Raw genomic sequence first — 14,379 nt, forward strand, 5'->3', positions numbered from 1 at the left:
GCCACCCTGATTCGATCTGAGATTAAGGTGTTGCCGCTGAGGGGGCTTGTTCTGCGCCGGATGCGGTGCTTGTTGCCTTTGCGGGCGCTTGGTATTGGATGGTGCTGAAATCCTGATTGGGGAACAGAAATTCCGCTTCAGTACGAATTTGCTGGGCGCGACTCGTATCACCCAAGCCTTGGTAGGCCAAAATCAGGTTGGTATAGAAGGCTGGACGTGGCTTGTGTTGAATCACCTGTAATGACCAATCCACATACGGTTGGATCAGTTCTGCTTTTTGTTCATACAGTCCGAGTTCTAGGTAGGTGCTGTAGATGTCCCAATCGAATCGATCTTGCCACACTAAGGGATTGGTGACTTGTTTAAGTAATTCGGGATCTCTCGGCTTCGATTTTTCAAACTGAGTGAGTACATAATTGGTGTGTAAAGCTGTGCCCATATACAAAATGGTCACAATCGGTAATACCAAGCTAGTAATACGTAGTAGGGATTTACTCAGCCCACTGAAACGGACGATACGATAACGTGCAACTCGCTGATCGACCCAGTAGATCAAAATAATAAACGTGATCCAGTGAATGGCGGAGTGGTAAAACGGATACTCCAATTGAGCATGCAACGTGATAGGAACGAACAGCGCCAGCATGGCTAAACGGGTGCCTCGTTTGGCGGCATAAATGCGCAAAGTGCAGAAGCAAGCGGCAAGTAATATTCCCAACACGGGCAGCAAACCGCCCTCAACCCCCCAGTACAAGATCTCATTATGCGGATGATCCATCGCTGCAAGCCCTGCGGGATAGGTGTTGTTCAACTGATGTTGACGAGCGGTATAAAGTAAATATTGCGCTTCAAATTTACCGTAGCCATAACCGGTAAAGGGTTTTTCGATGATCATGTCAACCGCTTGTGGAAAGGTGTAGCGGCGTGGGCTTTCGAGATCAGCTTTATTCGCCACAAACCCAGAGGTTTCTTGACTATACATCGCTGCAACTCCGGCACAGACACCAACCACAATGGCTAACACCCAGAGGCTAAAACGTTGGCGAGATGCAAATCGACGAAGATATGGCGCAACGAGAATAATGCTAAGTAAGCTGGCTATCCATCCTGTGCGTGACGCAAGCACCACCAAAAGAGGGGCGGTAAGTAGTGGAGTCAGATAAAGAATGCCAATTTTACTTAAGGGCGAATCATATTTTTCTGGTTGTCTTGCCAGTAAATAACCAGAAAGCACTAATCCGGTTGCAAGAAAACTTGCCATGACATTCGGTTGTTGAAAAATACCATAAGGACGGTTGGCTAGGGTGTCATACCCAAACGGGTTTCCCAGATCTAACCAAAAATATTGGATAAGACCCATGATGGCTTCGATTACTGTAGCCAGCAGAATAAACCACAGTAAACGTTGTTTATGTTTATTGCTAAACCGAAATTGTTGCAACATCACAAACAAGCAGAATCCTGCCCATAAGCCAATCAGTCGACTTGTGGCACTGAGCCAATCTGCATTCACATACACCAGTGGCAGGGTTAGCAAAGTACAACTGATCCAAAGGCCGATGGTGAGCTTTGAGTAACGTAGGGCTTGATTGTTGGCAAGCTGATACAGACCCACTGCGAGTGAGATGCTTAGAGCTATCCAAGTGGTGTTATTAAAGGAGAGTGCTAACCCCGCCCCCCCGGGATTGGGCATGAAGAAATGCATGGCCAGCAGATACAACACTGCCAATGAAAAAAGAAAGGGTTTATTGAGAGGAATGCTCGGCGCGTGAGGCTCTAACCGGGTTCCACTTAATAGCAACGTTGCCATGCAGCTCACCTTAAAAAAACGAAACCAGCGCAGAGTTCGCTGGTTTCGATACTTTAGCCTTTTTTTCTAATTCAACAAAGGCTTGAGGAAGCGTGCGGTGTGTGAAGCTTCGATCTGCGCCACATCTTCCGGTGTCCCTTCTGCAATAATAAGGCCGCCACCTTGGCCACCTTCTGGGCCTAGGTCGACAATCCAGTCCGCTGTTTTGATCACATCTAAGTTATGTTCGATCACTACGACCGTGTTGCCGTGATCGCGTAGGCGATGTAACACGGTAAGCAGTTGTTGAATATCGTGGAAGTGTAGCCCTGTGGTAGGCTCGTCCAGAATATACAAGGTTTTTCCAGTATCACGTTTGGAAAGCTCGCGTGCTAGCTTCACCCGCTGTGCTTCACCGCCAGAGAGGGTAGTTGCCGATTGACCGAGGCGAACATAAGAAAGCCCAACATCCATCAGTGTTTGCAGCTTACGTGCAATCACAGGGACAGGGTCAAAGAATTCGCGCGCATCTTCTACCGTCATCTCAAGCACTTCATCAATGGTGCGACCTTTGTAGCGTACTTCCAACGTTTCACGGTTATAGCGTTTGCCTTTACAGACATCACAAGGGACATACACATCCGGTAAAAAGTGCATTTCAACTTTGATCACACCATCACCTTGGCATGCTTCACAACGACCACCACGCACGTTGAAACTAAAGCGCCCCGGTTGATAACCGCGAGAGCGTGATTCCTGCGTTCCGGCAAACAGTTCCCGGATCGGGGTAAAGATGCCCGTGTAAGTGGCAGGGTTGGAACGTGGAGTGCGCCCTATTGGGCTCTGATCAATATCGATCACTTTGTCAAAGTGCTCTAAACCTTGGATCGCTCGATAAGGCGCAGGTGTGGCGGTCGTGGCACCATTGAGCGCGGTATGCGCGATTTTAAAAAAGGTGTCGTTGATTAGAGTTGATTTACCGGAGCCTGAAACACCCGTTACACAAGTAAACAGACCGACAGGGATCGATAAGTCGACATTCTTGAGGTTGTTCCCTACCGCGCCTTTGAGTTCAACGGTTTTGCTTGCATCGCGTGGCGTTCGTTCAGTCGGCACGGCAATTTTTTTCACGCCACTGAGGTATTGGCCAGTCAATGAATTCGGGTTAGCAATGATTTCATCGACATTGCCTTCTGCCACCACCATACCACCGTGTACCCCTGCGCCTGGACCGATGTCGATCACATGATCCGCCATGCGAATCGCATCTTCATCATGCTCAACCACTAAAACGGTATTACCGAGATTGCGTAAGTGGGTCAGGGTTTGCAGTAAGCGTTCATTGTCTCGTTGGTGGAGGCCGATCGAGGGTTCATCGAGTACATACATGACCCCCACTAAGCCAGCTCCGATCTGACTAGCTAAACGAATTCGCTGTGCTTCGCCACCAGAGAGAGTTTCGGCGCTGCGTGATAAGTTTAAGTAGTTGAGGCCCACGTTGACCAAAAATTGCAGACGATCATTGATCTCTTTCATCACCTTTTCGGCAATTTGTGCACGTTGACCATCGAGTTTCAGCTCTTGGAAAAACGTCAGCGCATCGGCGATGCTCAGCTCAACAATGGTTGGCAGCGCCGTATCATTTATGAATACATTGCGTGCTTCGACTTTCAAGCGTGTGCCATCACAGCTGCCACAAGGTTTGTTGGAGATGTATTTCGCTAGTTCTTCACGCACTGAGTTGGATTCGGTATCGCGATAGCGACGTTCCAGATTATGCAAAATGCCTTCAAAAGGGTGCTTTTTGAGGCGGATATCACCGCGATCATTGATGTACTTAAATTCAATTTCTGAGCGACCGGAGCCGTGCAGGATAATTTCCTGAATTTTCTTGCTCAGTTTGTTGAATGGTGTGTGTACATCGAAATCATAATGTTCCGCCAGCGCAGTCAGCATCTGGAAATAGTAAAAGTTCTTTTGATCCCAACCTCGAATTGCGCCTTGCGCCAAACTTAAGTTGGCATCTTGCAGCACGCGGTCTGGGTCGAAATACTGCTGTACCCCCAAGCCGTCACAGGTCGGGCAAGCACCGGCTGGGTTGTTGAAAGAGAACAGACGTGGTTCAAGCTCACGCATGCTGTAACCACAATGCGGACAAGCAAAGTTAGCCGAGAAAATCTGCTCTTCACCTTCTCCCTCCATCGGAGCTACGACGACGATACCGCCGGAAAGTTCTAGGGCCGTTTCAAAGGATTCTGCCAAGCGTTGCTGTAGATCACTGCGCACTTTGAAACGGTCGACAATCACCTCAATGGTGTGCTTTTTGTGCAGTTCAAGCTTGGGCGGATCGGTAAGATCGCAGGTTTCACCATCGATCCGTGCGCGAATAAATCCTTGTGCCGCTAAGTTTTCGAGTGTCTTAACGTGCTCACCTTTACGCTCTTTGACTATGGTGGCGAGCAGCATCATTTTGCTACCTTCAGGTAACTCCAGAACTTTATCGACCATTTGGCTTATGGTTTGTGCTTTGAGTGGCACTTGGTGCTCTGGGCAGCGCGGCTCTCCGACTCTTGCATAGAGCAAACGCAAATAGTCATACACTTCGGTAATGGTACCCACGGTGGAGCGTGGGTTATGGGAAGTGGATTTTTGCTCAATCGAAATCGCGGGTGATAACCCCTCAATGTGGTCGACATCGGGCTTTTCCATCAGAGAAAGGAATTGACGAGCATAAGCCGAAAGGGATTCGACATAACGTCGTTGGCCTTCTGCATATAACGTATCAAAAGCGAGTGATGACTTACCTGAACCAGAAAGCCCAGTGATGACAATTAACTTGTCACGTGGAATGGTCAGGTTGATATTTTTGAGGTTGTGGGTACGAGCGCCGCGTACTTCGATTTTGTCCATCTGATTTGCTCTTTGCTAAACGAAGTGCAGCAAGTATTACATAGAGTGAACAAAGTGCAAGCAAATACTGGATAAAAAAACAGTCTTTATTGAAAGTGAAAAAGCCAACGGATAGGGGAATCCACTGGCTTTAAATAGGACGGTTTAGCTAAGAATTACTGACCTTTGTGAGTGGATTGCTTGGCAAGTTCCACTTTTTGGTCATTCTTCTTGTACATATTTTCGTAGCAGAAGTTGGTGGCTTCGATATAGCCTTCTACGCTACCGCAGTCAAAGCGCTTACCTTTGAATTTGTACGCTAAGACACAACCCGCTTTAGCTTGTTTCAGTAGAGCGTCGGTGATTTGAATTTCACCACCTTTGCCCGGTTCCGTTTGTTCAATGAGATCGAAAATATCCGGAGTCAGGATGTAGCGGCCGATAATCGCGAGATTACTTGGCGCGGTACCTGGCTCTGGTTTTTCTACCATGTTATCGACACGGAATAGATCATCTTTGATCATCTCACCCGCAATCACGCCGTATTTGTGGGTTTCATTTTCAGGAACTTCTTGTACCGCAACGATAGAGCAGCGGAACTGTTTGTACAGCGCGACCATTTGCGCCAATACACCTTGCTGTTCATTGACACACAAGTCATCCGCTAGAACCACGGCAAATGGTTCATCTCCTACCAACTCTTTACCCGTTAAAATCGCGTGACCCAAGCCTTTCATTTCGCGTTGGCGAATAAAAGTAAAGTTAGCGGTTTCAATGATTTTACGAATATCAACCAATAACTCTTCTTTGTTGGTACCGCGGATCTGATGCTCTAACTCGTAGTTCATGTCAAAGTGATCCATGATCGAGTGCTTACCACGACCCGTCACAATACACATACCTGTAATACCCGCTTGAATCGCTTCGTCAACGCCGTATTCGATCAGTGGCTTGTTAACGACAGGCATCATCTCTTTAGGCATTGATTTCGTTGCTGGTAGGAATCGCGTTCCGTAGCCAGCTGCCGGAAATAGACACTTCTTAATCATAATCTTGCTCTATGGTGTGCTAGGGAGAAATTTTTGCCGACTCTACCATTTCTGATTCGCGACTGCATTACGTTGGTGTTATCGACCAAAAAAATGTGTGTGCAGTCGCATTGTTACTACATTTTTCAGCACGAAATATCCAGAGTAATACCTCGATAATCTTGCGTTTTTTCACAATAAATTCTGATTTACCCAAGCAATGGCTTTGACTCTGTTTTTTACATTTAACTTTTTAAATATCTGATAAAGGTGCGATTTCACTGTGAACTCACTGATAAACAAGCTCTCTGCGATTTGCATATTGGAAGCCCCCGTTTGTAAGCAGCGTAAAATTTGGATTTCACGAGCGGTGAGGTCAATGGTTACTTGTGTTTGATGAGTTTGAAACGCATAGCGATAATAATGCAGCAATTGGTTACTTACATGGCGTGGTAACCAGTTTTGTCCATTAATGATTTCACCTAATCCATGTGCCATAAAACCGGTTTCTTCATTGGCATAGAACAAGCCTTTTAAATTCCCGTAGGTGAGTAAATCTTCCGTTTTTAAGCGTTTTTCCACATTGAATAAAATCGTTTCGAAGTATGGGCTGGTGAGTTTTAGAGGGCCTAATTTCTGGCGAATGGCGTTACTTTCACTATGGTCGAGCAGTAAAATTTTGTGTTTATCAGACTGGTATTCGCGCAGTAGGCGTTCTGGTTCAATGATCGGAACTGGAAGATTGAGTTTGGTTATCGCCGCCTGAATATTGGGATGTAAAGTCTCGGGTTGAATTGTGAGTAAGTAAATAGTGCGTGCGTAGTTGGCTCGTTGCATGATGGATTGCATACCTAATTGATATGAAATAATGCACCTAATATGGCGAAAAATACGTTTACGCGCTATGGGATAAAAGCAGTTTGCGGAGCACCTCAATAGGCAAGGTAACCGATAGGTTTATCAGCAGGTTATTTCGGTGAGATGCTCTTAAAAACGGATAAACAAGGAGAGTGAAATCGCTCACGCTGCAATGAGAATCTGGGAATTCGATTGGTTCAGTGGGTAAAACGGTGTTATCCTTGCCGACTACTTGAAATTGATAGACATGACTTGATTACGGAGCAAAACATGGCAAGCCGTGGCGTGAACAAAGTAATTTTGATTGGTAACTTAGGCCAAGATCCTGAAGTGCGTTATATGCCAAGCGGCGGCGCAGTAGCGAATATCACCATCGCGACCTCCGAAACTTGGCGTGACAAAACCACGGGTGAGCAGAAGGAAAAAACCGAGTGGCACCGTGTGACGCTGTATGGAAAATTAGCCGAAGTGGCGGGTGAGTACCTACGTAAAGGTTCTCAAGTCTATATTGAAGGTCAACTGCAAACACGTAAGTGGCAAGATCAAAGCGGTCAAGATCGTTATTCAACTGAAGTGGTTGTACAAGGTTACAATGGCATCATGCAGATGCTGGGTGGCCGCACTCAACAAGGTGGAATGCCTGCTCAGCAAGGCGGTATGAATGCACCACAGCAAGGTGGTTGGGGACAACCTCAGCAGCCAGCGAAGCAGCATCAGCCAATGCAACAATCGGCACCTCAACAGTATGCTCAGCCGCAATACAACGAGCCACCGATGGATTTTGATGACGACATCCCATTCTAACGAAAGACAAAATAAAAAATGTTGAAAAATACACTAAAGGCCGCTAATAGCGGCCTTTTCTTTTATTGGCTGAAAAAAAAGTGTTTATTTTTTAGGGTGAGTGTGTAAATTATTAACTTACAAGTTTTTATGTTGATTTTTTGGGTTGGGTATGAAGATTGAGATAAAGAAGTTTATGAGCGGTGAGCGTTATGTCTTTTTACTAGACGATGACGGCATGCCTGATTTTTGGGTAACGCACTTTGTCACTAATAAACTCAGGGAGAAATTAACAACATCTTCAATTCAACAGTATCTAAAGTCCATCAAACACTTAAAACTTTGGGAAAGTATAAATGGCAGAGATCTGCTTGAAGAAATTTACAACGGGGCCATTCCAACCCTTGATGATATCAATGCTCTGAAAGAGCATTGTAGCTATCGAGCTAGCGTCTTCAAAAATCAGATTAAAACAAATGTTACCGATATGGGCAAATTTCATCTTTCTAAATCAAAAGATAAGCCCACCGTCACAAAGTCTCAGTATATCTCTCGCATGGCTCATATTACTGAATATCTCCACTTTTGTGGTAAAGAGCGAGTTAAGAAGAAACCGTCTGCTTCGCAGTTATCTGATGCGCTTGATTTAATGAAGACGCAGCTAAAAAGCGACATGCCAAAGGATCGTTTAAAAAGCAAACAAATGGCTTCAGATAAATCAGGGATACCAGATGATGTATTTGAAGATTTTGTTGCTGTGGCTAAACCCAACTCTGAACATAATCCCTTTCGTAACTCTGTCATTCGGTTTCGAAATTACCTCATCGTTCAAATCTTGTATGAAACGGGATTTAGACGCAGTGAACTAGCAGCTCTAAGAATTGGTGACATCGGTACTGACACTGACAACCCCACCTTATCAGTTGTACGTAGACATAATAGTAAAGAAGACCCTCGTTTAGATGAGCCTACAGCGAAGACGCTTGGTAGAAGTATTCCAATCTCGAAAGAACTGAGAGATTTACTAAACATCTACGTTAGAACCTATCGTTTTCAGACAAAGGCGGCAAAAAAACATCCATTTATATTTGTCTCTCACAAAGCCAAAAGTGGAAGCCATGAATCAGGTCAACCGCTGGTAAAACAAACGATAAACGATATCTTTAATCGTATTCGCAAGGTTAATTTTGAACGTTTTTGGGGGATCACACCACACAGCTTTAGGCATTATTTCAACCATATGCTATCCAAAAGTATTGACCAAGAAAAAAAAGCGGTTGAGGAAGAAGTGGAGCGATTAGAAGCCGAAGGGAAACCCCAAACAGCCAAGCTATATGCAGATAACAATAAAATCACCAAAGCACGCGAGCTAGAGATTAGAGCTGAGAAGAATGGACATTCCGATCCAAACTCTGGCAGACCTTACTTGAAACGAACAGTTATAGAACAAGCCAATAAGATGCGGAGAAAGATGCATGAAAATTTAAAACATAAGGCTGAAGTAGGTGTTTATGGCTGTTAATACGAAAAAAAACAGTGCTTATAGAGATATAAAGTCAAAGACAGACAAGCGACTAAGTAAAGCTAACTATGAATTTGACGTTTATTCTGATAATTGGCAGTTGGATACCAATGTGCGTTTGAATTTGGCTCTTTTAGAACCATTAAGTCTTACTCCTAAGTTTTCTGAGTGTTTCAGACTTGCTTTGGCGGACTACGCTGCTGAATTTTCATCTAACTATACACGCAATATTTTTTCTTTCACTCGATTGCTATTTGAAACGGGTGTAACTGATAAAATAGCAGAACAGCATATCATTAATTTTCAAAGTAGTTTGACCAAAGAGACTGAATACAAGCACGGATACATCCGTGCTTTTTTGCTTGATTGGCATGACAAGGAAATCTACGGTGTTGATAAGAAAGTTGTTGGCTTGCTCTCAGCGCTCAAAATTTCAGGAAATAAAAAAGGGAAAGCGGTTGCACTAGGCTGCCCATACAGTGGTGCTTATACACTGGAAGAGCAATCCGCATTCATTACGTGGTACGTAGATGCATTTACAGAGCAGCTCATTTCATTATATGACTATGCGTTCATCATGGCATTGCAATACACAGGTGCTCGGTCTATCCAATTAACCCATATGTATTATGAGGATCTACTCATCAGAACAGAGGCTGGCATTGAACACTTTGATTTACGGATACCTAACGCCAAAAAACGTCATGAAACGTTTAGAGGGTCTTACCAAATCAAAAAAGATGTTAGTGAAGACCTGATATTGGTGCTGACTGCACAGGCAAAACAATCAATAAAAATGGTTGAAGAGCATTTCAACGTCAGCCTCACTAGTCAGCAGAAAAAGCAGATCCCCATTTTTATTAATGAGCGACAGATATCGAATCTCGCAGACTTTAGTGAATTTGAAGAAATACAACAGAAAACGCCTGATTTATTGTGCCTACGGACTAATGGGGCAAACCCATCAGTTGCAGAAATAGTAAGAAGGTTAGCTCGGCTTTGTCCCTTAAAAACAACGCGAATTAAAGTGAATGGCGATTATGGAGATTTGCATATTAATCCACGTCGATTTCGTTACACTCATGCGACGAACATGGCTATGCTTGGAGCCAGCGAGCATACGATAGCTGAGGAGTTAGGGCATGAAGATACTCAACATGTCACCGTGTATACCGAGTTTAATGAAGAGATGGCGGATAGAATCGACGAGGCGCTAGCTACCGATCTTACCCCATTAGCTCAAGCTTTTTCTGGCACGTTAATAGACAGTGAAAAAGATGCAATTCGAGCTAACGATCCTCGAAGCAGAATTAATAATGACGAAGGCAACCCTTTAGGAAACTGTGGAACATTTGGCTTTTGTGCTAATGACTCTGTGCATTGCTACACATGCAATAAATTTCAACCTTGGTTAAATGCTCCTCATGAAAAAATGCTGAAAAGCGTCGTTTTGAAACGAGATCGAAAGCGTGAAATGGGAGCTAGTGAGTTTGTTTTGCAAGGACATAACCGCAGTATCAATGCTATTAAGGCGGTCATTCTAAGGTGCAACGCAAGAAAGCAAGAGTTAGAAAATGAAGGAGCCTTAAATGTCTAATATTTTGCTGTTTACTCCTAAGCATCAAATTGATTTTCAAAAGAATTATGATGATTTTATCGCTTTTGCGAAAAATGATCTGAGTCTGTTTGAAAACACTCAGTTCAAAACCCCTGAAGGCATTATTCAGAATGGCTGGGAATGTGATAAGTGGTCGTGGAAGACTGAAAAAGGAAAAAAGCTGACGATTGTTTTTGGGGCAAGTCAGAATCATTCAAAATATACACCTTTCCAGCCTCCTTTTTCTGACTTTGCGAAAGCATATGTTCGCTACCAGCAATCGCTTAACAAGAAAGATTCAACTACTTGGGCTTCATCACTTGTATTCCTCTATCAAGCATTAGAAGAGCACGCTACTCACAATGATAAATCTTCAGTTGATATAATGAACATCAACAATAATGTGATTGATCGCGTAGAGCAGAAGATACGGAGTAGTGATCTAGGCGCTGGCGGCAAGCGCAATATCGGCCTTTCGTTCGAAAAGGTATTGAAATTCATCAAAGAAAAACGATTTAAACTAGATCTACAAGATTGGTCGAACCCGTTTCCTCGTCAATCTGACGCGAGCATAAAACTAGACGAAAAAAGTCGCAAGGAAATGGAAGATAAATGTCCGTCAGATTATCAGATGTTGCAGGTAGCAGACGCTTTTCATAAAGCTAAGACACCACGCCAGAAGTATTTTAGTAGTGTTTGCGTTATGTTGATGTGCCAGCCCAGCCGAAATATCGAATTGAATGGTTTGGCTGTCAATTCATTACAGCGAAGTGATAAAGGTCGTTGGTACTTGATGTGGCATCCTGCCAAAGGGGGAGATCCCGTGCGAAAGTGGGTGCCAGCTTTGCTAGAAGACGTTGTTAAACAAGCTTTTGAAAGACTTGTTGAGATTTCTGCTCCAGCCAGATCTGCTGCAAAATTTGCGTACGACAATCCTGAACTGTTCATGTTGGCTAGTGACTCAGAAAGCTCCCAAGACAAGCCTTTGACATATAATCAGTTCGCGAAAGTAATGGGATTTAAAACAGGTAAATCAGAAAGAGGAACTGACATCACTTGGACGACGTATGGTAGCAACGTCAAGTGGTTAAATCGTTTAATTAGCGACTTGAACAATGTGAACGATTGGAAAAAGGATTTGTGTCAAGGACACATCGTTCTCCCGAACAATGAGATCGTAAATAGATACACGGGTAAGCCAACAGGAATCGTCATTCGATTTCCTAGTTACAGGGATCTCCGTTCTATTATTGATGAACAATATAAGACGCGGGATTTCCCAAAGTATGGCGACATGGAAGTATGGGATTGCATCACATTAGTCAGAGATCATGAATTTCACAAGGAATTCGCTGTTAAGCCCTTCTCATGGGTTCATCTTGGACATGGCTCTCTGAGTGATGCTATCGGCTCTGACAGAGGCATAGAATCAATTTTTGATGAGCTAGATATCACAGATGAAGATGGGACACCTCTCAAGCTAAATAGTCACCAATTTCGTCACTGGTTAAACACGAAATTAAAGTTAGCAGGTGAAGCTGATTGGCTTATCGCCAAATGGTCAGGGCGAGCTGATATCAAGCAAAACAAAGCTTACGACGGACGAACTGAAAAGCAAAAGTCACGTCTAACTCAGCGTATTGGGCATGTTACGATTGGATCTGGTGTCATGACTGTTGCTCAAGCTAACCAGTTGTTAGAACCTTACACTGCCGAAGCGCCGCCACCGCCAATGGTTTTACATGACCTTGGACTTCCCATCTCACTGAAAGCTCTTGGGGTTGATAGGGATGGTGTTGCTCAGTTCACAGGGTTAGGCTTCTGTGTTCACAATTATGCCGAGAGTCCATGTGTTAAAAATGGTGACTGTGAGGTCTGTAATGAACATGTTTGCCTTAAAGGTATACCTCACTCTCTTAAAGAGTTAAAAACTCTTGAAGCGCTATATGAAGAGCAATTGAGGCATGCGAAAGCCGCCGCAGAAGATCAGGTTTTTGGAGCGGATAGATGGGTTACAGCTCTGGGCTTTCGCTTATCTAAGATAAAAACACTCATTTTTCTTCTTGAAGATCCAAAAAAAGCGGATGGCGCACACGTTAGAATACCTGATGAGCTATCACCCTCTCCTGTGAAGCGCTCACTGAACATAAATGAACAAAGCGCTATCCAAGGGTTTGATCTTATGGCTTTAGCACTATCTGATATGAGGGAGACATAATGGCTTTTGTTCCAGACAACAAAGAAACGATACTGGCTATCATCGATGGGTGGACTGGCAAACTTAGTTATGAGCTTTTAGCTGAGAAATTACAGTTAGAGCTTGGCCTAAAAAAGCCGCCATCACGTTTCACATTCACCAAGTATGATGAAATTAAGCATGCTTTTGATTTGAAGAAAGAGCAGCTAAGGCAAAAGAAATCAGAAGCTATCCAAGATGCCAAGTCGTTGTTCGAAAGTTCTGATAAATTAAGTGATCTTATCTCTAACCTAGGGAATGATGACGTAGCGATTGCAGAATTAATCAAGCAAATAGAAAAACTTGAAAAAGAGAATGAAAGGCTTAGTTCAGAAAATAAAAGGCTTAATTCTCAAAACGATATGTTGCTTGAAAGATTTGCGAGATGGCAATACAACCTTCAGAAGATGGATGGCGTCGATCTCAATAAGTTAGCTTCTACAATTGATGATGGTTTGCCTGCCAAGTCTATATAAGATGTACTAATTCAGTCTATGCTGACATTTGTATCATCTTCTTCATAGAGGAGGGGGGCTTTGTTATTTAATTTAGTTAGTACGTGTTATGCTTAAAAACTCTAATATTTAATAACTTATTTGTGATCACTTTTGAAAATCATCCCCAAAAATCATCAAGTTCAATGCTTGATCATTCAGGTGAGTATTGGCTTCTAAGAGAGCATCATTGGACTAAATGATGAAACATAGCCAACAATACGGCTCAATGGGACTGGAAACGCAGCGCGTTGATAGTCCCACTTCATGCGTTTGTTATGTTTGTGCCTAAAGTAGTTCTATTCAATTTGTTCGAACATACATTAGATGAAACCTGTTGGAGTTATCTTAGTTAAATCTTTGCTGTAGACATAACTATATTGCTCCAGTAGCTCCAACGTGTGATATGTCCAACCAGCAGCAAAAGCTATCCCAGCCAATGCAAAATAAACACACACTTTGTTCGCTAATTGCATTGCCCTAGGGGAATAAACTTCATTTATCTTCTTCCCCCGAAAAAGAGCTTTAGGAGACATGATCAAGATACACAATAACACCCCCATAGCAATAAGAACATGTTGATGATTCTTTGCCATTTCTTCTTCAAGTGAACACTGCGAGTTTAGTGAGTCACGAAGAGAGTCATCAAGCATTTGTGAGGCATTTTGGCGAGTAAGGACATCCGCTCTTTGTAACGCATAACGGTCTTCGTTTGCTTGGACATAAGCCCACGTTTCTTCAGATTGTCGATGATTCTCTTGACGTTCTTTTAAGTATCTTTATTTCGGGGAAAGTCTAGGTTTGGGAGCTTCAGGTAAAGTGTTCAGTTCAATCTAATGCATATTGTACTGACTGATATATTTGATCATGGTTATAACATCCTCGCATATTATGCTTTAAGCGCATGATAACGCGAAAATTGATGAGGCAAAAACTTGCTCACAGGCAATAAATTGCTTGTGATTATTTCCCGACAAAAAGCATGATACTTTCTATGAGCAAACATTTACATACTGACCATATGGTGTTTGAGTTGCATTCTCTACCTGAAAAACAGTCCAGCATCGAAAGTTATACCAAGAAGAAAATTTTGAGAAAGTCATCATAGCCTATCGGTTCATCAGAGCAAAAAACGCAAATTTAAGACGCTGTATTGTGAAGGAGTAGCCTAAGCGAATTATGA

At 43.4% G+C, this 14,379-nt stretch carries 10 protein-coding genes; 5 read left to right on the top strand and 5 right to left on the bottom strand.

Going from position 1 to position 14,379, the window contains the following annotated elements; all coding sequences use genetic code 11:
- Nucleotides 1-22: 22 nt before the first annotated feature.
- The 4 genes from MKA69_RS06045 to MKA69_RS06060 form a co-directional block, all read right to left on the bottom strand.
- Nucleotides 23-1,810, bottom strand: a complete 1,788-nt coding sequence (locus MKA69_RS06045; RefSeq protein WP_305847680.1) for a PglL family O-oligosaccharyltransferase — start codon at nucleotides 1,808-1,810, stop codon at nucleotides 23-25.
- Between the two features lie 66 nt (nucleotides 1,811-1,876).
- The gene (gene uvrA / locus MKA69_RS06050) at nucleotides 1,877-4,699 is read right to left on the bottom strand and encodes an excinuclease ABC subunit UvrA (protein WP_055028970.1); all 2,823 of its coding nucleotides are present in this window, start codon (nucleotides 4,697-4,699) and stop codon (nucleotides 1,877-1,879) included.
- 155 nt (nucleotides 4,700-4,854) lie between these two features.
- Complete coding sequence (gene galU / locus MKA69_RS06055) at nucleotides 4,855-5,727, bottom strand: UTP--glucose-1-phosphate uridylyltransferase GalU (RefSeq protein WP_032469645.1); 873 nt, start codon at nucleotides 5,725-5,727, stop codon at nucleotides 4,855-4,857.
- A gap of 171 nt (nucleotides 5,728-5,898) precedes the next feature.
- Nucleotides 5,899-6,543: a LuxR C-terminal-related transcriptional regulator gene (locus MKA69_RS06060; RefSeq protein WP_258463999.1), complete on the bottom strand. Its 645-nt coding sequence runs from the start codon at nucleotides 6,541-6,543 to the stop codon at nucleotides 5,899-5,901.
- 291 nt (nucleotides 6,544-6,834) lie between these two features.
- Between MKA69_RS06060 and MKA69_RS06065 the strand changes: the two genes are divergently transcribed.
- From MKA69_RS06065 to MKA69_RS06085, 5 genes are all read left to right on the top strand, one after another.
- Nucleotides 6,835-7,368 carry a single-stranded DNA-binding protein gene (locus MKA69_RS06065; protein WP_000168293.1) on the top strand — a complete coding sequence of 178 codons (534 nt, stop codon included), beginning with the start codon at nucleotides 6,835-6,837 and terminating at the stop codon, nucleotides 7,366-7,368.
- Nucleotides 7,369-7,519: 151 nt separating this feature from the next.
- Nucleotides 7,520-8,869 (top strand): site-specific integrase, encoded by a 1,350-nt coding sequence (locus tag MKA69_RS06070; protein WP_305847681.1) that lies wholly within the window; start codon nucleotides 7,520-7,522, stop codon nucleotides 8,867-8,869.
- On the top strand, nucleotides 8,859-10,466 hold the full coding sequence (locus MKA69_RS06075; protein WP_305847682.1) for a site-specific integrase: 1,608 nt from the start codon (nucleotides 8,859-8,861) through the stop codon (nucleotides 10,464-10,466). The genes MKA69_RS06070 and MKA69_RS06075 overlap by 11 nt, the downstream gene beginning before the upstream one ends.
- Nucleotides 10,459-12,684 carry a hypothetical protein gene (locus MKA69_RS06080; protein ID WP_305847683.1) on the top strand — a complete coding sequence of 742 codons (2,226 nt, stop codon included), beginning with the start codon at nucleotides 10,459-10,461 and terminating at the stop codon, nucleotides 12,682-12,684. The genes MKA69_RS06075 and MKA69_RS06080 overlap by 8 nt, the downstream gene beginning before the upstream one ends.
- Nucleotides 12,684-13,178: a hypothetical protein gene (locus MKA69_RS06085; RefSeq protein ID WP_305847684.1), complete on the top strand. Its 495-nt coding sequence runs from the start codon at nucleotides 12,684-12,686 to the stop codon at nucleotides 13,176-13,178. The genes MKA69_RS06080 and MKA69_RS06085 overlap by 1 nt, the downstream gene beginning before the upstream one ends.
- 341 nt (nucleotides 13,179-13,519) lie before the next feature.
- Here MKA69_RS06085 and MKA69_RS06090 read toward each other — a convergent pair whose 3' ends face one another.
- Nucleotides 13,520-13,849 (bottom strand): hypothetical protein, encoded by a 330-nt coding sequence (locus MKA69_RS06090; RefSeq protein ID WP_305847685.1) that lies wholly within the window; start codon nucleotides 13,847-13,849, stop codon nucleotides 13,520-13,522.
- Nucleotides 13,850-14,379 lie beyond the last annotated feature (530 nt).

It is taken from the genome of Vibrio sp. AH4 (assembly GCF_030710545.1).
Taxonomy (GTDB): domain Bacteria; phylum Pseudomonadota; class Gammaproteobacteria; order Enterobacterales; family Vibrionaceae; genus Vibrio; species Vibrio metoecus.

Coding starts and splice junctions, on each gene's coding strand:
- MKA69_RS06075 (WP_305847682.1), top strand. CDS start 8,859: ATGGCTGTTAATACGAAAAAAAACAGTGCTTATAGAGATATAAAGTCA.
- MKA69_RS06070 (WP_305847681.1), top strand. CDS start 7,520: ATGAAGATTGAGATAAAGAAGTTTATGAGCGGTGAGCGTTATGTCTTT.
- MKA69_RS06080 (WP_305847683.1), top strand. CDS start 10,459: ATGTCTAATATTTTGCTGTTTACTCCTAAGCATCAAATTGATTTTCAA.
- MKA69_RS06090 (WP_305847685.1), bottom strand. CDS start 13,849: ATGCTTGATGACTCTCTTCGTGACTCACTAAACTCGCAGTGTTCACTT.
- MKA69_RS06060 (WP_258463999.1), bottom strand. CDS start 6,543: ATGCAACGAGCCAACTACGCACGCACTATTTACTTACTCACAATTCAA.
- MKA69_RS06065 (WP_000168293.1), top strand. CDS start 6,835: ATGGCAAGCCGTGGCGTGAACAAAGTAATTTTGATTGGTAACTTAGGC.
- galU (WP_032469645.1), bottom strand. CDS start 5,727: ATGATTAAGAAGTGTCTATTTCCGGCAGCTGGCTACGGAACGCGATTC.
- uvrA (WP_055028970.1), bottom strand. CDS start 4,699: ATGGACAAAATCGAAGTACGCGGCGCTCGTACCCACAACCTCAAAAAT.
- MKA69_RS06085 (WP_305847684.1), top strand. CDS start 12,684: ATGGCTTTTGTTCCAGACAACAAAGAAACGATACTGGCTATCATCGAT.
- MKA69_RS06045 (WP_305847680.1), bottom strand. CDS start 1,810: ATGGCAACGTTGCTATTAAGTGGAACCCGGTTAGAGCCTCACGCGCCG.